The organism is Variovorax sp. 160MFSha2.1 (assembly GCF_048305075.1).
GTDB lineage: Bacteria > Pseudomonadota > Gammaproteobacteria > Burkholderiales > Burkholderiaceae_C > Variovorax > Variovorax guangxiensis.
In genome coordinates, this window is record NZ_CP157624.1 from 6,667,673 (window position 1) to 6,686,877 (window position 19,205).

Below are 19,205 nucleotides of genomic sequence, written 5' to 3' on the forward strand. Positions count from 1 at the left end.
CTAGCCCCGCCTTCTCAGCAGCGCCTGCCGCAGCACCCGCGCGGCGCGGTCGCGGATCTTGCCGGGGCCGGAGCGCGGCGTGGTCTTGGGCGCGACCTTGGCGGTGGCGCAGGCCCAGAGGAAGTCGTGCAGGATCGGCGTGTCGTCCACCGTCTCGGTGCTGCCGTACTTGTGGAACTCGGGGTGCCACTGGGTGGCCGAGATGTAGCTGCGGCCCTTCTCGGGGCGGCGGCGGATGGCCTCGGGCACGCGGTCGGGCAGGCTCCAGGCCTCGATCTCGAAGCCCGGCGCGAGCCCCTTGATGCCCTGGTGATGGATGCTGTTGACGCGCGCCGTGCGTACGTGCGGATAAAGCTTGGAAAGCCGCGTGCCCTCGACGATCTCGATGTCGTGGAAGTTCTGGTCGTAGGTCACGGGGTCGCGATGCTTCAGCGTCTGGGGGTGGCCGTGCTGCTCCTCGATGTCCTGGTAGAGCGTGCCGCCGAAGGCCACGTTGATGAGCTGCAGCCCCCGGCACACGCCGAAGATGGGCTTGCCGGCCTGCTCGAAGGCTTCGACCAGCGCGAGGTCGTAGAGGTCGCGGATGCGGTCGCCGATCCAGGCGTCCTTCAGTGGCACCTCGCCGTAGCTGCCGGGCCAGACGTCGGCGCCGCCGTGCATCACCACGCCGTCGAGCCACTCGGCGTAGTGCGACAGCTTGGTGTCGCCGCGCGCGGTCTCGCCAGTGGGGCAGGGCACCATCACGACCATGGCGCCAGCGGACATGAGCCAGTGCGCGATCGACTGCTCGACGTACTGCAGCGTCTTGTTGGTGAAGAGCGAGCGGGCCGGGTCGGCATGCGAGAAGCAGGCGGACAGGCCGATCTTGAGCCTGGCGGAAACAGGTTGTGTCATCGCTGGACTGTCGTCGGTGGCAACCGGACGGGTGATGCGGAAAGGAAAGTCCATTTTGGCTCGTTGGCCTCTCGCGCGGGGTCGGACGACACGCCAAGTATGCTTTCAACGCTGCCCCAACGTACAAGGAAGACAAGCCGATGAAAACCATCAAGGGCCCAGCCATATTCCTGGCCCAGTTCGCGGGAGACGCCGCCCCCTTCAACACCCTCGACGGCATTGCCGGCTGGGCCGCCGGCCTGGGCTACAAGGGCGTGCAGATCCCGAGCTGGGACGCCCGCCTGTTCGACCTCAAGAAGGCGGCCGAAAGCAAGACCTACTGCGACGAGGTGAAGGGCACGCTGGCGGGCCACGGCCTGCAGATCACCGAGCTCTCGACCCACCTGCAGGGCCAGCTGGTGGCGGTGCACCCGGCCTACGACGCGGGCTTCGACGGCTTCGCGGCGCCCGAGGTGCGCGGCGACCCGGTGCGGCGCCAGCAGTGGGCCGTCGAGCAGCTGCACTTCGCGGCGAAGGCCTCGGCCAACCTCGGGCTCACGGCGCACGCGACCTTCTCGGGCGCGCTGGCCTGGCCCTACCTCTATTCGTGGCCGCCGCGCCCGCCGGGACTGATCGAGGAAGCCTTCGACGAGCTCGCGCGCCGCTGGCGCCCCATCCTCGACGCCTTCGACGCCGTGGGCGTGGACGTGGGCTACGAGATCCACCCCGGCGAAGACCTGCACGACGGCGTGAGCTACGAGATGTTCCTGGAGCGCGTGAACAACCACCCGCGCGCCTGCCTGCTGTACGACCCGAGCCACTTCATGCTGCAGCAGCTCGACTACCTGGCCTACATCGACCACTACCACGAGCGCATCAAGATCTTCCACGTGAAGGACGCCGAGTTCAACCCGACCGGCAAGCAGGGCGTGTACGGCGGCTTCCAGAGCTGGATCAACCGGGCAGGACGCTTCCGCTCGCTGGGCGACGGGCAAGTGGACTTCAAGGCCATCTTCTCGAAGATGGCGCAGTACGACTTCCCGGGCTGGGCGGTGCTGGAGTGGGAGTGCTGCATCAAGCACCCCGAGGACGGCGCGCGCGAGGGCGCGAAGTTCATCGCCGACCACATCATCCGCGTGGCCGACCGCGCCTTCGACGACTTCGCCGCTGGTGGAGTGGACGTGGCGGCGAACAAGCGGATGCTGGGGGTCGGCTAGGCCCGCCCGAACCGGGCCGAACAGTTGTTCCGAGGGGTTGGTCTTCGCCCCTTCAGGAAACTCTCAGGCCGCCTTGAATCGCTCGATGCACGCGCGAGATGCGGCGATCTGGCGGTCGAACTTCAAGACGCCTGAGTAGTCCGATTTATCGACACGGAAGTCACCGTTATCGAAGACGTAGCCCACCAGAAACTGGGAGTTGGCAAACGCAATATCGATGCGGGTGTTATCCGCGCGTCGGGTCTGCCGAACATGTCCAAGCAGCACGTCTTCCATCGGGCTCGTAAATGCATCATTGACGCAATCCACCATCTGCGCGTGGGCGTCCTTGCGAAAACTTCCCTGCAGGACCGGTTGAAATTTCTCGGGCGCCCAGACAGTGTTCGTGCTCTTCTGAAACTCGCCGGTGGCTACCGCCGTACAGCCTGACAGGGCCGCGGCCAAGCACAACACGACTGCAATTTCGGCCTTCCGGGCCCGCAGCTTCTGCATCTCTTCTCCTCTTGCTTGCGCGCCTCTTCGGGCGCAAAAAATCCAGAGCCCAGTCTAATCAGGCCCCGATCACTGTGCCAAGTATGCAGAGATGCCGAGTGCATCAGCCCTTTCCGTCTCCAGAAGCGGCGCAAGCCGGCCCTTAGCCCACCGACCGGATCGCGTCGTCGAGTATTTCGAGGCCGCGGTCGAGCTCGGCCTCGCTCACGTTCAGCGGCGGCGCGATGCGCCACACGGCCGCCATGCCGCCGACGGACACGATGTTCATGCTCAGGCCGCGCTCCATGCAGGCGTCGGTGATGGCCCGGCCGCGCTCGGCGTCGGGCTCGCGGGTCTCGCGGTCCTTCACGAGTTCGACGCCCTGCAGCAAGCCGTGGCCGCGCACGTCGCCGATCACCTCGTGGCGGGCCTTCAGCGTCTCCAGGCCCTGGCGCAGGCGCCGGCCCATTTCGGCCGCGCGGCGGGCGAGGTCTTCCTCCTCCAGCACATCGAGCACGGCCAGCGCGACTTCGGCCGGCAGCGGGTCGGACACGTGCGAGGTGACATGCACGAAGCCCTTGTCGTGGCAGTCCTGCTCGATGGCCTCGCTCGTGATGGCCGCGCCGATGGCGACACCGCCGCCCAGCGTCTTCGACACGGTGAGGATGTCGGGCACCACATCGGCCTGCTCGAAGGCGAAGTTGGCGCCCATGCGGCCGAAGGCGGTCTGCGCCTCGTCGAGGATCAGCAGCATGCCGCGCTCGCGGCACTTCTCCTTGAGCTTGGGAAAGTAGCCCCCGGGCGGCACGATCACGCCGCCCGAGCTGAGCACCGGCTCGGCGATGAAGGCGGCGAGCGAGCCGCTGGATTGCGCGTCGACCATGTCGAAGCCGACGTCGAGGCAGGTGGTGTCGCAGGCATCGCGGCAGTGGCGCACCGGACAGCGGTAGCAGTTGGGCGCCGGAATGGACATGGTGCCGGGCTTGCGCGGCCCGTAGTCCACGTGATGCCTGCCGGCGAAGGTGAGCGAGGCGATGCCGCCGGTCACGCCGTGCCAGCCGCCGTTGAGGCCCACGATCTCGTAGCGGCCGGTGGCCAGCCGCGCCATGCGCACCGCCGCCTCGTTGGCCTCGCCGCCGGTGGAAAGAAAAAGCGACTTCGACAACGACGGCGGCAGCATCGACGCCAGCCGCCCGGCCAGCGCGGGCACCGCCGGCCCGATGAAGCCGCTGTAGAGGTGCAGCGCACCCTCGCAGGCCTTCTGGATGGCCGCGACGATGCGCGGATGGTTGTGGCCGATGGTGGCGCACATCTGGCCGGAGGTGAAGTCGAGGATCTCGCGGCCGTGCTGGTCCCACAGCGTGGCGCCGCGCGCCTTGACGATCACGTGCGGGCTCAGGCCCATGCCGTAGCGCACGAGGTGCCTGGCGGCCGCCGGGTCGTAGGTTGCGCCTTCTGCCATCGGATGCTCCTTTTCGTGGGGATGCGGGCAGCGTATCCAGCGGCCGGAGAATCCGGTGTCGTTGTGCAGGCCCCAAAGCGCATCCGATTGCACGGGCGTTGCGCCACACTGGCGGCACCATGAAGACCGGCACCCTCGATCTCGATCGCATCGACCAGAGCATCCTCGCCGAGCTGCAGGCCGACGCGGGCCTGCAGAACCAGGCGCTGGCCGAGCGCGTGAACCTCTCGCCCTCGGCCTGCCTCAAGCGCGTGCAGCGGCTGCGGCGCTCGGGCGTGATCCGCGAGGAGGTGGCGATCCTCGACGCCGCGCGCGTGGGCTTTCCGGTGCTGGTGATCTCGCGCGTGTCGCTGCGCAGCACCACGCGCGAGGCGATACAGGCCTTCGAACGCAAGGTGCACGCGCTGCCGCAGGTGCTGCAGTGCCACTGCGTGGCGGGCGACACCGACTTCGTGCTTGTGATCTGCGCGCGCTCGCTGCCCGAGTACCAGGCCTTCGCGCAGGAGCAGCTGGGCGACGCGCTGGAGCTGGAGAACTATTCGAGCGACGTGGTGCTGTCGACCACCAAGTTCACCACGCAACTGCCGCTGGACCGGGCCTAGCTACAGCAGCCCCGCAAGCCGCCGGATCGCCCCGTCGATCTGCGCCTCGCCGATCAGCCCGTAGCCGAAGGCCAGCCCGTTGGGCGTGCCGGGCGCCAGCGGATCGAGCGCGAAGCGCGACAGCGGCGGCAGCGTGATGCCGGCCGCTGCGGCGCGCTCGACCACGGTGAAGTCGCGCGTGTCGCCATGCAGCCGTGCAGACAGATGCAGGCCGGCGCTCGACGGAATCGTCGCCAGCCGGCCCGCGCCGTGGCGCGACAGCGCCTCCAGCAGGGCGGTGCGCCGCGCGCCGTAGAGCTTGCGCATCTTGCGGATGTGGCGCGCGAGGTGCCCCTCGGCGATGAAGGCCGCGAGCGCCTCCTGCCCGAGCACGGGGCCGTGCCAGTCGGCCAGTTCGCGCGATCGCACCAGCGCCGCGCGGGCCCAGGGCGGCGCGACCACGAAGCCCAGCCGCAGTGCGGGGAACAGGCTCTTGGAAAAGGTGCCGACGTAGAAGACCGACTCGGCGCGGTCCAGCGTCTGCAGCGCGTCGAGCGGGCGGCCGGCGAAGCGGAACTCGCTGTCGTAGTCGTCCTCGACGATCACCGCGTTGCGCTCGCGTGCGAAAGCCAGCAGCGCGGCGCGGCGCGGCGGCGACATCGCGACACCGGTGGGGAACTGGTGCGAGGGCGTCACGCAGACCACGCGCGCCTCGGGCGGAATGCGCTCCACGCACAGGCCCTCGGCGTCGGTGGGCACCGTCACCACCCGCGCGCCCGCCGCCAGCATCGCTTCGCGCAGCGAGGGATAGAAAAGCTGCTCCACCGCGACCACGGTGCGCCCCGGCACGACCAGGATGCGCGCGAGCAGCCCGAAGGCCTGCTGGGCGCCGGCCGTGACCACGATGTCGTCGGCGGTGCAGCCGACCGCGCGGGTGAACGACACATGCCCGGCGATGGCTTCGCGCAGCGCGGGCTGGCCTTGCGGGTCGGCGTAGTCGGCCGTCTGGCGCGCGACGCGGCGCAGGGCGCGGTCGCTCAGGCGGCGCCAGATGTCGAAGGGGAAGAGGCTCACGTCGGGCAGGCCGACGCGGAAGTCGTCGCGCGCGGGCGGCGGCTGCAGGGTGGGAGCGAGGTCGGCGCCGGGGACGCTCGCGGGCACGAGGCGAGGGTCGCGGCCGGCGGCCAAGGCTCTCCTGGGGGAAGGGCGCTGTCGGGACGCCGGCAGCGTGTCGGCCACGTAGGTGCCGGCGCCGGGCCGCGCGAGCAGGTAGCCCTCGCCCAGCAGCAGGTCGTAGGCCGCCAGCATGGTGTTGCGCGACACGCCCAGCCGCTGCGCCAGCGCCCGCGTGGCGGGCAGGCGCGCGCCGGGCTGCAGGCGGCCGTCGAGGATGGCTGCGCGCAACTGGCGGTGCAGTTCGCGCAGCAGGTCGCGCGAGCCGGCGGGCGGCAGGCGGATGGCGAGTTCGAAAAGTGGCTCCATGAACTTCGCCGATTGTGGTTCTTTTGAAGAGCCACTTGCAAACCTATTCTGGAGGCACTGAACACACTTTCCACGGAGTCATCGTCATGAACAACACGGCTCTTTCCTCTTCCTCCTCCGCGCCGCAACCGGCCGAGCGCCTGCCGCTGAGCCTGGGCTGGCTCGCGCTGGGCGCCTTCGCCATCGGCACCGAGAGCTTCATGGTCGCGGGGCTGCTGCCGGTGCTGGCAGCCGACCTGCAGATCAGCGCCGCGCGCGCCGGGCAGCTGGTGCTGCTGTTCGCGCTGAGCTATGCGATCGGCTCGCCGCTGATGGCCGCGCTGCTGGCGCGCTTCGGACGCCGCCGGCTGCTGGTTGTCAGCCTCGCGGCCTTCTCTGGGATGACGCTGGCGGCCTCGATGGCGCACGGCTTCGTACAGCTGGCGCTGGCGCGCGTCGCGCTGGGGCTGGTGGCCGGCGTGTTCCTGCCGACGGCGAGCGCGGTGGCGGCGGTGATGGTGTCGCCCGCGCTGCGCGGCCGGGCGCTGGCGATCGTGACCGGCGGCGGCACGGTGGCGGTGGCGCTCGGCGTGCCGCTGGGCGCGTGGATCGCGGGCTGGGGCGGCTGGCGCACGGCCTACCTGCTGATCGCGGCGGTGGCGGCGCTCGCCACCTGGGGCCTCGCGCTGGGGCTGCCGCGCGAACTGGCGCAGGCACCGGTCGCCGAAAAGCGGGCACCGGCCTTCGCCATCGCCCGCGAACCGGGCGTGCTGCCGGGTTTGCTGGTCAGCCTGCTGTGGGCCACGGGCGGGTTCAGCTTCTACACCTACATCGCGCTTTTCCTCTCGCACACGCTGGGTTTCGGCGCTGAAGGCACGGGCGCGGTGTTCTTCGCCATCGGCGTCGCGGCGGCCATCGGCACCGCGGCCGGCGGCTGGGCCACCGACCACTTCGGCGCCGACCGCATGGCGCAGGGTTTCGCGCTGATGCTGGTGCTGATCCTGGGCGGGCTGTCGTTCGCGGCGCAGATGCTGCCGCACGGGCTGGCGCTGCCGGCGATCGTGGGCCTGTCGGCGCTCTGGGGCTTCGCGGGCTGGGGTTTCGGGCCGGCGCAGGCGGTGCGGCTGATCCGGCTGGCGCCGGAGCGCGCGCCGATGACGCTGTCGCTCAACGCCTCGGCGATCTACCTGGGCATCGCCGCGGGCTCGGGGCTGGGCGGGGTGGCGATCGAGCTGTTCGGCGTCGGCACGGTGGGCTGGGTGGGGGCGGCCTGCCAGTTCGCCGGCCTGATGCTGCTGCTGCTGCACGCCGGGCGCGCGCGGCCGGCGCCACTCCTGCTAAGCTATGCTTTCGATAGCAAATAGCGCTTGCACAACGGCCCTTCGGGGCCTTTTTCTTTTGGGCGTTGTTTTAAGACAAGCAACTGTCATGCCCTGCAAGCTATAATGTCGGGTTCGTTTCGATACCACGACGAAGAATTTCGTCAATCCCGCCTGCAAGCTGCGCTGCTCCCGGACTCTCCGGCCTCCCGCTCGGCAAGCCGGCATTCACAGTGTGTTGGAGCGCCAGACCGGCGCCCATGATGGCCACCACTGCCGTCGTTCCTGTTGAAGCGAATCGCGCGTCCGTCTCGCGCTCCCGTGCGCGGGCTGAAACAATCACACCAATTCAATCTCCAACACACATCGAACGAACGATTCAGAGGTAAGCACAGATGCCAAAGGAAGAACTGATCGAAATGAACGGCGCGGTGACCGAAGTCCTGCCGGACTCGCGCTACCGCGTCACGCTGGACAACGGCCATCAGCTGATCGCCTACAGCGGCGGCAAGATGCGCAAGCACCACATCCGCATCCTGGCCGGCGACAAGGTGTCGCTCGAGCTCTCGCCCTACGACCTGACCAAGGGCCGCATCACCTTCCGCCACCTGGAGCGCCGCGGCCCGCCGCCGACGAACTCCGGCTCCGGCGGCTCCGGCAACAACAACGCACCCCGCCGCTGATACGCCACCGACCGAAGGCCTTGCGACGCCCGCCATGGGTGCCGCAAGGCCTTTGTCATTCGTGCGTCCCGCCGGCCATCGAACCATGACCACCCCCGATTCCACGGCCGGCAACGGCGACAAGAACAACGGCTTCTCCGCGCTGGCGCTCTCGCCGCAGATGCTGGCCAACCTCACGCAGCTCGGCTACACGCAGATGACGCCGATCCAGGCGGCCGCGCTGCCGCCGGCGCTGCTCGGCAAGGACCTGATCGCGCAGGCCAAGACCGGCAGCGGCAAGACCGCCGCCTTCGCCCTCGCACTGCTTTCCAACCTGAACCCGCGCCGCTTCGCGGTGCAGGCGCTGGTGCTGTGCCCGACGCGCGAACTGGCAGACCAGGTCACGACCGAGATCCGCCGCCTCGCGCGCGCCGAGGAGAACATCAAGGTGGTCACGCTCTGCGGCGGCGTCGCGCTGCGCGGGCAGGTGGCCAGCCTGGAGCACGGCGCGCACATCGTGGTGGGCACGCCGGGGCGCATCATGGACCACCTGGAGCGCGAGAACCTGAACCTGGAAGCGCTCAACACCCTGGTGCTCGACGAGGCCGACCGCATGCTCGACATGGGCTTCTTCGACGACATCGTGAAGGTGGCGCGCCAGTGCCCATCGGCGCGCCAGACGCTGTTGTTCTCGGCCACGTACCCCGAAGGCATCGCGAAGCTCGCGCAGCAGTTCATGAAGAGCCCCGAGCAGATCGCGGTGCAGTCGCAGCACGAGGGCAGCAAGATCCGCCAGCGCTGGTACGAGGTGGCAGACCACGAGCGCCTGCACGCCGTGAGCCTGCTGCTCGACCACTTCCGCCCCGTGAGCACGCTGGCTTTCTGCAACACCAAGCAGCAGTGCCGCGACCTCGTCGAGGTGCTGCGCGCCCAGGGCTTCAGCGCGCTGGCCCTCTTCGGCGAGCTGGAGCAGCGCGAGCGCGACCAGGTGCTGGTGCAGTTCGCCAACCGCAGCTGCTCGGTGCTGGTGGCCACCGACGTGGCGGCGCGCGGGCTCGACATCGCACAGCTCGAAGCGGTGATCAACGTCGACGTGACGCCCGATGCCGAAGTGCACATCCACCGCGTCGGCCGCACCGGCCGCGTGGGGCAGCAGGGCGCCTCGGAAGGCCTGGCGCTGAACCTCGCAAGCATGGACGAGATGGGCAGCGTCGGAAAGATCGAGCAGCTGCAGGGCCGCGAATCCGAATGGCACCCGCTGGCCGAGCTCACGCCGGGCAAGGGCGCGCCGCTGCAGCCGCCGATGGCCACGCTGCAGATCGTGGGCGGTCGCAAGGAGAAGATCCGCGCCGGCGACGTGCTGGGCGCGCTGACCGGCGACTGCGGCTATGCCAAGGAGCAGGTCGGCAAGATCAACGTCAACGAGTTCTCGACCTACGTGGCGGTGGACCGCGCCATCGCGGCGGAAGCGGTGCGCAAGCTGTCGGCCGGCCGCGTGAAGGGCAAGTCGGTCAAGGTGCGGCTGCTGGAGCAGTAGCCGCCTGCGGCGAGGTCGGCGCCACCGGCGCGTCGAGCGCCGGGGCCGTACCTGCCGGCACCTCCTGCCGCGCCAGCTTCGCGGCCAGCCGGAACGCGACGATCACCGCCAGCAGCCCGAAGATCGACGAGCCCACGGCCTGACCGATCAGCACGCCGGCCGCGCCGTAGTGCGAGCCCCACCACGCGAACGGAATGGTGCCCAGCGTGGCGCGCCCCCAGTTGAACGCGGTCGACAGCAGCGGATGCCCGAGGTTGTTGAACGAGGCGTTCGCCACGAACAGCCCGCCCGCGAAGAAGAAGCTCGCGGCCAGCCAGCTGCAGAAGAGCGAGATCAGCTGCGCAGCCTGCCCGTCGGCCGAGAACGCGCGGATCAGCACGCCCTGCCCGAGCGCCAGCACCAGCCACGCCACGGCCACCGACACCACCATGAAGAGCAGGCTGTCGCGCAGCCCCTCCTGCACGCGGCGGAACTGCCCAGCGCCCAGGTTCTGCGCGAGGATCGGCCCGACCGCGCCGCTGAGCGCATAGACCAGCCCGAAGGCCACCGGCGTCAGCCGGTCGATGGTGGCCGCGCCCGCCACCGCCGAGGGTCCGAACTGCGCGACCGAATGCGTGACGAAGGCCGCGCCCACCGGCGTGGCGAGGTTGGTCAGCACCGCCGGCGCGGCCACCGTGCCGAGCGCGCGCGCATCGCTACCCAGCCGCGACGGCTCGAAGCGCCCGAGCATGCGGTGCCGCACGATCACGCCATGCAGGCCGATGGCCGCGAGCACGATGCGCGAGACCACCGCGCTGACGGCCGCGCCGTCGAGCCCCATGCCGAAGCCGAAGATCAGGATCGGATCGAGCACCGCCGTCACGAAGGCGCCGCCGAGCGTCACCGTCATCGAGCGGCGCGCATCGCCGATGGAGCGCAGCAGCGCCGAAGTCGCCATGCCGATGCCCAGCAGCGGCAGCGTGTGCACCGTCACCGAGAGATACCGATGCGCGAGCCGCGCCGTCTCGCCCTGGGCGCCGAGCGCGTGCAGCGCCGGCTGCAGGAAGAACGCGGTGCCCGTGCCCGCCACAACCGACACCGCCGTCATCAGCACCAGGCTCGATGTGGCGATGCGGCGCGCGTCCTCGCCTCGGCCGGCACCCACGGTGCGCGACACCACCGCCGCGATGCCGATGGTCAGCCCGATGCACAGCGACGCATGGAAGAAGCCCACCACGCCCGCGAAGCCGATCGCGGCGGCGATCTCCTTCTCGCCCAAAAGCGAGATGTAGAACAGGTTGATGAGGTCGACCGCGAACACCGCGATCAGCCCGATGGCGCCCGTGCCGGCCATCACGCAGACATGGCGCATCAGCGAGCCAGAAACGAAGCGCGCGCGCCCGACACCACCCGCCGTTGCGGTTATTGGCATGTGAAATTCCCGATGTGGCCTAATTGCAGGTTCGAACATTCACTTTTACCCGAGCTTTTCATGCCCAAGACATTCCGTACCGAAGCCGAACGCGTTGCCACCCCGAAGCCGACGCCGCTGCCCGGCTACACCGTGCCGCGCTCCGGTGGCGGCCAGAAGGTCAGCCTCGAACGCGGCACCGCCACGCGCAGCAAGAAGAACCCCGGCAAGCGCGCCAAGAAGGGCGGCTGATCCGGCCTTCGGCCAGCCGGCTCCCTGAAGGAGCCACGACGAACGCGCCCCAGGGCGCGTTTTGTCATTGGGGCGCGCCGCCCCGAGCCTTCCCCCGAGACCCGCGATGTCCGACGACAACCAGATCCTCATCCCGCCCTCGTTCTTCGCGGTCTACACCGATGCGCGCCAGCGCCTGAGCGAGCCCATCGGCGTGGTGCGCGAGCGCTACGAGATCTGCGAGGACCTCGCCAGCCACCTCGTGGGCCATGCGCAGATCCAGCACCACACCGAGGTGCCGGTCGAAAGCGAGATCCTGCGGCGCATCCACGCCGGCCTATTGGCGCCCGAATCGGGCGTGTCGGCGGCCGAGGCCACCTGGGTCGTGCGGCGGCTGGCGGAGTTGCTGGGCTGGGAAGACCCCGAGCTGCCCGAGCCGAAATCCGACGCCAGCTGAAACCGCAGGAGCGACCACCGTGCTGCTGAAGGTCGGAGAACTCGCCCGGCACACCGGCCTCACGGTGCGCACGCTGCACCACTACGACGCCATCGGCCTGCTGGCGCCCTCCGCGCGCTCCGAGGCCGGCTACCGGCTCTACAACGCGGCCGACATCGCCCGCCTGCATGCCATCCAGGCGCTGCGGCTGCTGGGCCTGCCGCTGGCGGAAATCGGCGCGGTGCTCGGCACGGAAAGCGATGCGCTGCCATCCATCCTCCGGCGCCAGATGGCTTCGCTCGACCAGCAGATCGCGCAAGCCACCGCCCTGCGCGAACGGCTCGGCCTGCTCGAGCAGCGCCTGGCCGAAGGCGCCCAGCCCGACATGAAGGATTGGCTCGCCACGCTGGAGCAGATGACCACCTACGGCCGCTACTTCAGTCCTGCCGAGATCCGGTCGCTCATGGCCAACTGGAAGCTCGTGGCCGAGCGCTGGCCGCCGCTGGTGGCCGAGGTGGCGGCGCTGATGGCGCGGGGCGTGCCTGCCGACTCGCTGGAAGTGCAGCCGCTGGCCGCGCGGTGGATGACGCTGATGGGCCAGTGGATGGACGGCAACTACGACCTCGTCACGCGCTGGGGCGAGATGTACCGCCGCGAACCCGTGGCGCGCCGCGAAGACGGGCCTTCCACGGAGCTGGTCGACTACATCGGCGAGGCCATCGGCATCCGCATGGCCGCACTGCTGCGCCACATGCGCACAGACGACTTCGCGCGGCTGGGCCCGCCGCCCGAGGACGAATGGCGGCGGCTCGCAGCCGAACTCGCGGCCCTGCAGGCGCGCGGCGTTCCGCCCGAAGACGAAGCCGTGCAGGCCATCGCGCGCGAATGGGCGCGCCTGTTCGACGCTTTCACCGACCACGACCCCGGCATCGGTGCCCGGCTGATGCAGGCGATGGCGGCCGAACCGGTGCTGCAGGCCACCGCCGTCACCACGCCTGCGGTGCGCGACTACCTGCTGCGCGCGATGAATCCCGCGACGGCCCCGCGCAGCGCTTGACCCTGACGTTGCGTGAGGCCCGACAGTGGCCGCATGAACAACGCACACACCACCCAGGCCCCCCAGCGGCTGCACGCGCTCGACAACCTACGCGCCCTCATGATGTGGCTCGGCATCGTGCTGCACGTCGCGATCAACCACCTCACCATCGACTCGCCGTTGCCGTGGCGCGATCCAAAGACGTCGCCGCTGGCCGACCTGCTGCTGCTGTTCATCCACAGCTTCCGCATGCCGGTGTTCTTCGTGCTGGCCGGCTTCTTCGTGGCGCTGCTGGCCGAGCGGCGCGGCGCGAACGGCATGCTGAAGAACCGCTGCCTGCGGCTCGCGCTGCCCTTCGCGATCTTCTGGCCGCCGCTTTTCGTGGCAACCACGGTGCTGGCGATGGTCTACATCCACCTGACGGTGCGCGGCGTGCCGGGCATCGACGTCGCGCTGACACCCGCGCGGCAGGCCAGCGGTTCGCCCTTCAACACCATGCACCTGTGGTTCCTGTACCAGCTGTTCTGGCTCAGCGTGCTGGCGTGGGCCGGCATGCGGGTCCGGCGCTTCGTGCCGGCGCGGCTACGCGAGGCGCTGGCCTCCGGCTTCACCGGGCTGATGGCGCGACGCTGGGGTTTCGCGGTGCTGGCGCTGCCGCTGGCCTTTGTAGGCATGCTCTATCCGTCGGGCATGGTCACGGAAAGCGGCTCGTTCCTGCCGCCGCTGGCCGAATGGATGCAGAGCGGCCTCTTCTTCGTGGCCGGCTGGTACGTGCATGGCCAACAGGAGCGGCTGCTGGCGCTGTTCGCGGCGCGGTGCAAGGGCTGCGCGGCGGCGGGCCTCGCCTTCCTCGTTGCAACCGTGCTGCTGCTGGGCGCCTCGCGCGGCGGCAGCCTGCATCGCGTGCCGCACCCGGAGTTCTGGATCGCCTTCGCCTACAACGCCACCGCGTGGCTCTGGAGCATGGCGCTGATCGGCGGCTTCGTGCGCTACCTGCCGCGCCAGAACGCGGTGCTGGCCTACCTGTCGCAAAGCTCGTACTGGGTGTACCTGGTGCACATGCTGGGCACCGTGGGCTTCGGCATCCTGCTGTTCAACGCGCCGCTGGGCGCGGTCGCGAAGATGGGGCTGAACATCGCGGCCACCTCGCTGGCGGCGCTCGCGAGCTACCAGCTGCTGGTGCGCCGCACGCCCGTCGGCAGGCTGCTGAACGGTCAGCGCCCCGAGAGCCGCTCGACCAGGAAATCGACGAAGGCGCGTGTCTTCGCCGCGAGGTGACGCGAGGGGTACACGGCATAGATCGGCGTGCGGTCGGCCTCCCAGTCTTCGAGCACCGCCTCAAGCCGTCCCGAGGCCAGCTCGGCCTCGACATAGATGCGCGGGACGAGGCTCAGGCCGAAGCCCGCGAGCAGGGCGTCGCGCACGGCGATGCTGGAGCCGACCTTGTAGCGCCCGTCGATGTGCACCGACACGCTGCGGCCAGCGCGCGCGAAGGTCCATTTGTTGGCGTGGCCCGAGAGCGTGAACTGCACGCACTCGTGGTTCTTCAGGTCGCCGGGCTGTCCGGGCCGGCCGGCGATGGCGAAGTAGGCGGGAGCGCCGCACAGCACGTGGTCCATGGTCATGAGCTCGCGCGCGACGAGGCTCGAATCTTCCAGCCGGTCGCTGCCCCTTATGGCGAGGTCGTAGCCCTCGCCGATGATGTCGACGCGGGCGTCCTGCAGGTTCAGCTCCAGCCGCAGGTTCGGATGGCGGGCCATGAACTCGGGAACGGCCGGCGACAGCAGGGTGAGCGCGAAGGTCAGCGGCGCGCTCACGCGCAGCACGCCGCCGGGGCTGCTGCCCATGGGCGCCAGCGCGGCGTCGGCCTCGGCGAGCTCGTCGAGGATGCGCGACAGCCGCTCGTGGTACGCCGCGCCGGCCTCGGTCAGGCTCATCTGCCGGGTGGTGCGGTTGATGAGCCGCACCTTCAGATGCGCCTCCAGCTCCGCGATGTTCTTGCTGACGGCCGCCGCCGAAAGCCCCATCTGCCGCGCGGCGCCGGCGAAGCTGCCGCTGGAGGCGGCCGTGCGGAAGACTTTGAGGGCGGTGAGGTGGTCCAAGCCTTATTGACGACTGCCGGTAAAGAATCAATTCATTATTCGGACATTCACAACCGCCGGTCAACTCACTAGATTCGAGGCATGACCAGCCGCACCACCGACATCCTCCTCACCGCCACGGCGCCCGCCGTCTGGGGCAGCACCTACATCGTCACGACCGAGCTGCTGCCTGCGAACTACCCGCTGACGGTGGCGCTGCTGCGCGCGTTGCCCGCCGGCCTGCTGCTGCTGGCGATCGTGCGTCAGCTGCCCGAGCGCGCGTGGTGGGGCCGCATCCTGCTGCTCGGCGCGCTGAACTTCTCGGTGCTGTGGGCGATGCTGTTCCTCGCGGCCTACCGGCTGCCGGGCGGCGTGGCGGCCACCATCACCTCGGTGCAGCCGCTCTTCGTGGTGTTCCTCGCCAGCGTCTTCCTGGGCTCGCCGGTGCGCGCGCTGTCGGTGGTGGCGGCGGTGGTCGGCATCGGCGGGGTGGCGCTGCTGGTGCTGACGCCGAACGCGGCGCTCGATGCGCTCGGCATCGCGGCCGCCATCGCCGCCGCGGTGTCGATGGCCTTCGGCACGGTGCTGAGCCGGCGCTGGCAGCCGCCGGTGTCGGCGCTGACCTTCACCGCCTGGCAGCTCACCGCGGGCGGCCTGCTACTGCTGCCCGTGGCGCTGCTGCTGGAGCCGCCGCTGCCTGCGCTCACGCTGCACAACTGGATCGGCTTCGGCTGGCTCGGCCTCGTGGGCGCCGCGCTGACCTACATCGTGTGGTTCCGAGGCGTGGCCCGGCTGGAGCCGTCGACCATCGCGCCGCTGGCCTTCCTGAGCCCGGTGACGGCGGTGATCCTCGGCTGGGCGCTGCTCGGTCAGGCGCTCTCGACGTGGCAGGTGCTGGGCATCTTCATCGTGATCGCGAGCATCTGGCTGAGCCAGCATGCGCAGCGCGGCGCGCAGCCGCCGAAGGTGCGCACCGCGCCGGCGGGCGTGCGCTGAAGGAAGGCCAGGCTGCGGCCGTGGCCCGGGCAGCTGCCCGGGGGGCCGGGGCAGCGAACGAAGTCCTTCGGCCTGTTTTTTTCTCTTTGGCTAGTTGTCGATGATCTTGCGCGCGAAGACTTCGAGGTAATCCATCAGCCGGTTGGCGCCAGCCGTGGCGGCCGCTTCGTCGCCCGTCGCGATGCCGCGCGCCAGCTGCAGGTGCGCGTTCGCACCCTCGACGATCTCGCCCTCGTGCTGGTAGGCGTACCAGAAGCGCCGGCACTGCACGATGGGCGGGATCACCGCGCGCACCGCCGAGTCGTTGTGGCTCGCCTGGTGGTTGACGAGATCCAGCGCGCGGTCGGCCTGCATGTAGTCGTTGAGGTCGCCGCGGCCCGCGGCCTCGACCATCGCCTCGGCGCAGCGCACGATCTCCTGGCGCTGCCGCGCGGTGGCGCGGCGCGCCGAGCAGGCGGCGATCAGCAGTTCGAGCACCCGCCGCGTCTGGATCACGTCCAGGTGGTCGGCCAGGTCGATGGCCGACACCAGCAGCCCGCGCCGGGGCTGCTGCACGATGAGGCCGATGGACACCATGCGCATCAGCGCCTCTCGCACCGGCGTGCGGCCCAGGCCAGTGCGCTCGGCGAGTTCGGCCTCGACGATCTGGCTGCCGGGCTGCAGCTGCATGGTGGACAACAGCGTCTCGATGGCGTCGTAGGCCTCGTCGGCGGCGCGGCGCTTCGGCTGGGGACGGGGTGCGACGGTGTTCTTCGGGGAGGCCATGGTCTTGTTCTGCGGATGCGGCGGCGTCATTGTCGGATGTCCGCGCCTTCGCCCGCGAGGCCAGCGAGCGTGGCGATGCGCACCGGCGACAGCGGCGGGCGCGGCGCGGGCGGTGTCCATCCGAAGAGGAACTGCGCCGCGTCACCGCACACGCGCCCCTGGCAGGCGCCCATGCCGCAGCGGCGGTGCAGCTTGGCGTCGGTCCAGCCGCTGCAGTCCTGCAGCGCGGAGAAGGGCACATCCTCGCAGCGGCACACGAGCGTGTCGGGCTGGGGCAAGGTGCGGATGTCGGCATGCAGCGCGAAGCTGCGGTGCAGCTGCGCGGCGAAGGCATCCCAGCGGGCGCGTTCGCCTTCGTGGGCGGCGGCGGCACGCTCGTTGCCCACCGCAGCATGGCCGGCGATGCTGCCCTGCGCCAGCGCACGCTCGCTGCCGCCGAAGCCGGTGCACTCGCCCGCCGCGAAGATGCCGGGCACGCTGGTGGCCTGCCGCGCATCGACCTGTAGGCCCCGCGCGCTGAAGCCGTCCGAAGCCAGCGCGCAGCCGAGCATGCGGCCGAGCTGCGTGTTGGGCACCAGGCCAAAGCCACAGGCGATGCGGTCGCAGGCGATCTCCACCTCCTTGCCGTTACCTTGGCGCAGGCGCACCGACTCGACCTGCAAGGCGCCACCCGCCGAGACCACGTGCGACGAAGTGCGATAGCAAGGGTCGGCCAGCGTGACGGCCTGCGCCGCCTTGCCGGGCCAGCGCGCGAGGCTGGCGCCGAAGCGCGCGACCGAGGCGAACGAAGCCTGCTCGGCGATGCGCAGCACCCTCGCGCCCGCCGCGCGCGCGGTGGCTGCGGCGGCCAGCAGCAGAGGGCCGCTGCCCGCGATGACGATGCGCTCGCCCTCCACCGGCAGGCCGGCCTTGATGAGCGCCTGCAGGCCGCCAGCCCCGGTCACGCCGGGCAGCGTCCAGCCGGGAAAGGGCAGCAGCAGTTCGCGCGCGCCGGTGCAGAGGACGAGCTTGCCCCATCGCATGCGCACGGCGCCGTCGGCGTCTTCGAGCAGCAACTCGCCGGGCGAGGGCGCCGCGACCACGCGCGTGCCGCTGCGCAAGCGGATGTTGGCGTGGCGTTCGAGCGCATCGCGCCATTTGCGCGCAGCGGGCGGCAGCCTGGCACCGGGGCCGTCGCGCCAGATCTGTCCGCCGGGCGCGGGGTTGTCGTCGATCACGACGATCGATGCGCCGCTCGGTGCGGCCGCAACAGCCGCCGCCATGCCGGCAGGGCCGGCGCCGACGACCAGCACGTCGCAGCGCTCGGGCACGACGGCGTTCATTCCAAAGTCTCCACGCGCATGCCCTCGGCGCACACCGTCTGGCAGGCCAGCCTGCGCCGGCCATCGACGAGCACGCGGCACTCCTGGCACACGCCCATGCCGCAGAAGGGTGCGCGCGGCTGGCCCGTGACCGAAGTGCGCGCGACGCCCATGCCGCCGGCCACGCGCAGCGCGGCGGCGACCGAGCTGCCCGCCTGCACGCGGACCAGATGGCCGTCGATGTGCAGCAGGGTGTGGCCGTTGTTCATGCGGCCTCCCGCAGGCCGCGCGGCGCATAGGGTGCGGCGTCGAAACCGGGTGCCGCGCCGGTCATCAGCGCGGCGAGCAAATGCGCGCTGCCGGGCGCGGTGGTCACGCCCAGGCCTTCGTGGCCGACGGCGAGCCAGAGCTTCTCGCGCCATGGGTGCTTGCCCAGCAACGGCAGGCCGTCGGGCGAGGCCGCGCGCATGCCGGTCCACGAACGCAGCGCGTTGAGGCTGGCGAGCCCCGGCAGGTAGTCCAGGGCGCGCTGGAGCATGCGCGCCAGCATCGGCGCTTCCACGGCCGCGTCGGTGGTGTCGAACTGGCGCGAGGAGCCGATCAGCAGCTGCCCCGTGGGGCGCGGCTGCACGTTGAAGGCGACCGAGTCGCCCTCGCTGTGGTGCGCGCTGGTGACGTAGCCGAGCTCGACGAGTTGGTGATGCACCGTGCCCGGATAGCGGTCGGTGATGAGCAGGTGGCCCTTCTTCGGACGGATCGGCAGTTCGGGGCAGAGCGTGGTCGCCTGGATGCCGTTGGCGAGCACGACCTGCGGCGCGGCGCGGCGGCTGCCGTCGGCCAGTCGCAGCGCGCCGCCGTCCTCGATGGCATCGACCTTCGCCTGCTCGACGCGGACCGATGCCGCCTGCTGGGCGAGCAGCCAGCGCGCCGCGTTGGGTGCGTAGAGGATGCCGTCGCCCGGCACTTCGAGCGCACCGGCGAGGCCCTTGCGCAGTGCAGGTTCTGTGCTTGCCAGTTCGCGCGCGTCGAGCAGGCGGCTGTCGATGCCGTGCGCGCGAAGCCGCTGCTGCTTGCGTTCGGCCTCGGCCATCTCCTCGTCGCTGGCGGCGATCCACAGCGTGCCGCAGGGGCTGTATGCGCAGTCTTCGCTCATGCGCGGCGCGAGCTCGCGCCATTGCGCGATCGAACGGCGGCTCAGTTCGAGCTCGGCCGGGTTGTCGTCCATCGCCACGAGGTGGCCCATGCCCGCGCCGGTGGCACCGCCGATGCCCGCGTCGAGCACCAGCACCTTCGCACCGGCTTGAGCGAGCGCATGCGCGCACGCGGCGCCGACGATGCCGGCGCCGATGACGATGACGTCCGCGTCCATTCCGCCCGCTGCGCCCG

General features: G+C 70.4%; 20 protein-coding genes. 10 read left to right on the top strand and 10 right to left on the bottom strand.

What is annotated here, in order from left to right; translation table 11 throughout:
• Window positions 1–894 (bottom strand): gamma-glutamyl-gamma-aminobutyrate hydrolase family protein, encoded by an 894-nt coding sequence (locus ABL838_RS30875; protein WP_369660336.1) that lies wholly within the window; start codon window positions 892–894, stop codon window positions 1–3.
• A gap of 140 nt (window positions 895–1,034) precedes the next feature.
• Here ABL838_RS30875 and ABL838_RS30880 point away from each other — a divergent pair, with 140 nt between their 5' ends.
• A complete protein-coding gene (locus tag ABL838_RS30880; protein ID WP_369660335.1) occupies window positions 1,035–2,090 on the top strand; it encodes a sugar phosphate isomerase/epimerase family protein in 1,056 nt (351 codons plus the stop codon).
• Between the two features lie 63 nt (window positions 2,091–2,153).
• Here the strand turns inward: ABL838_RS30880 and ABL838_RS30885 are convergent, their stop codons facing one another.
• Together ABL838_RS30885 and ABL838_RS30890 are read right to left on the bottom strand one after the other, a co-directional pair.
• Complete coding sequence (locus tag ABL838_RS30885; RefSeq protein ID WP_418118500.1) at window positions 2,154–2,582, bottom strand: hypothetical protein; 429 nt, start codon at window positions 2,580–2,582, stop codon at window positions 2,154–2,156.
• 142 nt (window positions 2,583–2,724) lie between these two features.
• Window positions 2,725–4,023, bottom strand: coding sequence for an aspartate aminotransferase family protein (locus ABL838_RS30890; RefSeq protein ID WP_418123411.1), 1,299 nt, complete (start codon window positions 4,021–4,023; stop codon window positions 2,725–2,727).
• A 119-nt stretch (window positions 4,024–4,142) separates the two neighbouring features.
• Here ABL838_RS30890 and ABL838_RS30895 point away from each other — a divergent pair, with 119 nt between their 5' ends.
• On the top strand, window positions 4,143–4,625 hold the full coding sequence (locus ABL838_RS30895) for an Lrp/AsnC family transcriptional regulator (RefSeq protein ID WP_418118502.1): 483 nt from the start codon (window positions 4,143–4,145) through the stop codon (window positions 4,623–4,625).
• Here the strand turns inward: ABL838_RS30895 and ABL838_RS30900 are convergent, their stop codons facing one another.
• A complete protein-coding gene (locus ABL838_RS30900) occupies window positions 4,626–6,086 on the bottom strand; it encodes a PLP-dependent aminotransferase family protein (protein ID WP_418123413.1) in 1,461 nt (486 codons plus the stop codon).
• Window positions 6,087–6,172: 86 nt separating this feature from the next.
• Here ABL838_RS30900 and ABL838_RS30905 point away from each other — a divergent pair, with 86 nt between their 5' ends.
• The 3 genes from ABL838_RS30905 to dbpA all read left to right on the top strand — a co-directional run bounded on the left by ABL838_RS30905 (window position 6,173) and on the right by dbpA (window position 9,583).
• Complete coding sequence (locus ABL838_RS30905) at window positions 6,173–7,429, top strand: MFS transporter (protein WP_418123414.1); 1,257 nt, start codon at window positions 6,173–6,175, stop codon at window positions 7,427–7,429.
• Between the two features lie 350 nt (window positions 7,430–7,779).
• Window positions 7,780–8,067 (top strand): translation initiation factor IF-1, encoded by a 288-nt coding sequence (infA, locus tag ABL838_RS30910; protein WP_093195906.1) that lies wholly within the window; start codon window positions 7,780–7,782, stop codon window positions 8,065–8,067.
• Window positions 8,068–8,152: 85 nt separating this feature from the next.
• Window positions 8,153–9,583 carry an ATP-dependent RNA helicase DbpA gene (dbpA, locus tag ABL838_RS30915; RefSeq protein WP_418123416.1) on the top strand — a complete coding sequence of 477 codons (1,431 nt, stop codon included), beginning with the start codon at window positions 8,153–8,155 and terminating at the stop codon, window positions 9,581–9,583.
• On the opposite strand, the gene ABL838_RS30920 is transcribed toward dbpA, so the two are convergent.
• Window positions 9,558–10,994, bottom strand: a complete 1,437-nt coding sequence (locus ABL838_RS30920) for an MATE family efflux transporter (protein ID WP_418123417.1) — start codon at window positions 10,992–10,994, stop codon at window positions 9,558–9,560. The genes dbpA and ABL838_RS30920 overlap by 26 nt on opposite strands.
• Before the next feature lie 60 nt (window positions 10,995–11,054).
• Here ABL838_RS30920 and ABL838_RS30925 point away from each other — a divergent pair, with 60 nt between their 5' ends.
• From ABL838_RS30925 to ABL838_RS30940, 4 genes are all read left to right on the top strand, one after another.
• Window positions 11,055–11,225: a hypothetical protein gene (locus ABL838_RS30925; RefSeq protein ID WP_164546861.1), complete on the top strand. Its 171-nt coding sequence runs from the start codon at window positions 11,055–11,057 to the stop codon at window positions 11,223–11,225.
• Window positions 11,226–11,331: 106 nt separating this feature from the next.
• Window positions 11,332–11,661: a hypothetical protein gene (locus ABL838_RS30930; protein ID WP_418123419.1), complete on the top strand. Its 330-nt coding sequence runs from the start codon at window positions 11,332–11,334 to the stop codon at window positions 11,659–11,661.
• A gap of 19 nt (window positions 11,662–11,680) precedes the next feature.
• Window positions 11,681–12,697: a MerR family transcriptional regulator gene (locus ABL838_RS30935; protein ID WP_369660327.1), complete on the top strand. Its 1,017-nt coding sequence runs from the start codon at window positions 11,681–11,683 to the stop codon at window positions 12,695–12,697.
• Window positions 12,698–12,730: 33 nt separating this feature from the next.
• Window positions 12,731–13,954, top strand: coding sequence for an acyltransferase family protein (locus ABL838_RS30940; protein WP_418123421.1), 1,224 nt, complete (start codon window positions 12,731–12,733; stop codon window positions 13,952–13,954).
• Here ABL838_RS30940 and ABL838_RS30945 read toward each other — a convergent pair.
• On the bottom strand, window positions 13,891–14,778 hold the full coding sequence (locus ABL838_RS30945) for a LysR family transcriptional regulator (protein WP_369660325.1): 888 nt from the start codon (window positions 14,776–14,778) through the stop codon (window positions 13,891–13,893). The genes ABL838_RS30940 and ABL838_RS30945 overlap by 64 nt on opposite strands.
• 81 nt (window positions 14,779–14,859) lie before the next feature.
• On the opposite strand from ABL838_RS30945, the gene ABL838_RS30950 reads away from it, so the two are divergent.
• Entirely contained in the window at window positions 14,860–15,753 is an 894-nt protein-coding gene (locus ABL838_RS30950) for an EamA family transporter (RefSeq protein WP_418123423.1), read from the top strand.
• A gap of 90 nt (window positions 15,754–15,843) precedes the next feature.
• Here the strand turns inward: ABL838_RS30950 and ABL838_RS30955 are convergent, their stop codons facing one another.
• The 4 genes from ABL838_RS30955 to ABL838_RS30970 are packed head-to-tail and all read right to left on the bottom strand — an operon-like array spanning window position 15,844 to window position 19,188.
• Window positions 15,844–16,518, bottom strand: a complete 675-nt coding sequence (locus ABL838_RS30955; RefSeq protein ID WP_126021001.1) for a GntR family transcriptional regulator — start codon at window positions 16,516–16,518, stop codon at window positions 15,844–15,846.
• Window positions 16,519–16,544: 26 nt separating this feature from the next.
• Window positions 16,545–17,840 (bottom strand): FAD-dependent oxidoreductase, encoded by a 1,296-nt coding sequence (locus tag ABL838_RS30960; RefSeq protein WP_418123425.1) that lies wholly within the window; start codon window positions 17,838–17,840, stop codon window positions 16,545–16,547.
• On the bottom strand, window positions 17,837–18,088 hold the full coding sequence (locus ABL838_RS30965) for a (2Fe-2S)-binding protein (protein ID WP_418123426.1): 252 nt from the start codon (window positions 18,086–18,088) through the stop codon (window positions 17,837–17,839). Before ABL838_RS30965 ends, ABL838_RS30960 begins: the two co-directional genes overlap by 4 nt.
• Window positions 18,085–19,188 (bottom strand): NAD(P)/FAD-dependent oxidoreductase, encoded by a 1,104-nt coding sequence (locus ABL838_RS30970; RefSeq protein WP_418123427.1) that lies wholly within the window; start codon window positions 19,186–19,188, stop codon window positions 18,085–18,087. The genes ABL838_RS30965 and ABL838_RS30970 overlap by 4 nt, the downstream gene beginning before the upstream one ends.
• Window positions 19,189–19,205 lie beyond the last annotated feature (17 nt).

Excerpts from the sequence above, each read along its gene's own strand:
- ABL838_RS30875 (WP_369660336.1), bottom strand. The coding sequence starts at position 894 with ATGACACAACCTGTTTCCGCCAGGCTCAAGATCGGCCTGTCCGCCTGC.
- ABL838_RS30880 (WP_369660335.1), top strand. The coding sequence starts at position 1,035 with ATGAAAACCATCAAGGGCCCAGCCATATTCCTGGCCCAGTTCGCGGGA.
- ABL838_RS30885 (WP_418118500.1), bottom strand. The coding sequence starts at position 2,582 with ATGCAGAAGCTGCGGGCCCGGAAGGCCGAAATTGCAGTCGTGTTGTGC.
- ABL838_RS30890 (WP_418123411.1), bottom strand. The coding sequence starts at position 4,023 with ATGGCAGAAGGCGCAACCTACGACCCGGCGGCCGCCAGGCACCTCGTG.
- ABL838_RS30895 (WP_418118502.1), top strand. The coding sequence starts at position 4,143 with ATGAAGACCGGCACCCTCGATCTCGATCGCATCGACCAGAGCATCCTC.
- ABL838_RS30900 (WP_418123413.1), bottom strand. The coding sequence starts at position 6,086 with ATGGAGCCACTTTTCGAACTCGCCATCCGCCTGCCGCCCGCCGGCTCG.
- ABL838_RS30905 (WP_418123414.1), top strand. The coding sequence starts at position 6,173 with ATGAACAACACGGCTCTTTCCTCTTCCTCCTCCGCGCCGCAACCGGCC.
- infA (WP_093195906.1), top strand. The coding sequence starts at position 7,780 with ATGCCAAAGGAAGAACTGATCGAAATGAACGGCGCGGTGACCGAAGTC.
- dbpA (WP_418123416.1), top strand. The coding sequence starts at position 8,153 with ATGACCACCCCCGATTCCACGGCCGGCAACGGCGACAAGAACAACGGC.
- ABL838_RS30920 (WP_418123417.1), bottom strand. The coding sequence starts at position 10,994 with ATGCCAATAACCGCAACGGCGGGTGGTGTCGGGCGCGCGCGCTTCGTT.
- ABL838_RS30925 (WP_164546861.1), top strand. The coding sequence starts at position 11,055 with ATGCCCAAGACATTCCGTACCGAAGCCGAACGCGTTGCCACCCCGAAG.
- ABL838_RS30930 (WP_418123419.1), top strand. The coding sequence starts at position 11,332 with ATGTCCGACGACAACCAGATCCTCATCCCGCCCTCGTTCTTCGCGGTC.
- ABL838_RS30940 (WP_418123421.1), top strand. The coding sequence starts at position 12,731 with ATGAACAACGCACACACCACCCAGGCCCCCCAGCGGCTGCACGCGCTC.
- ABL838_RS30950 (WP_418123423.1), top strand. The coding sequence starts at position 14,860 with ATGACCAGCCGCACCACCGACATCCTCCTCACCGCCACGGCGCCCGCC.
- ABL838_RS30955 (WP_126021001.1), bottom strand. The coding sequence starts at position 16,518 with ATGGCCTCCCCGAAGAACACCGTCGCACCCCGTCCCCAGCCGAAGCGC.
- ABL838_RS30960 (WP_418123425.1), bottom strand. The coding sequence starts at position 17,840 with ATGAACGCCGTCGTGCCCGAGCGCTGCGACGTGCTGGTCGTCGGCGCC.
- ABL838_RS30965 (WP_418123426.1), bottom strand. The coding sequence starts at position 18,088 with ATGAACAACGGCCACACCCTGCTGCACATCGACGGCCATCTGGTCCGC.
- ABL838_RS30970 (WP_418123427.1), bottom strand. The coding sequence starts at position 19,188 with ATGGACGCGGACGTCATCGTCATCGGCGCCGGCATCGTCGGCGCCGCG.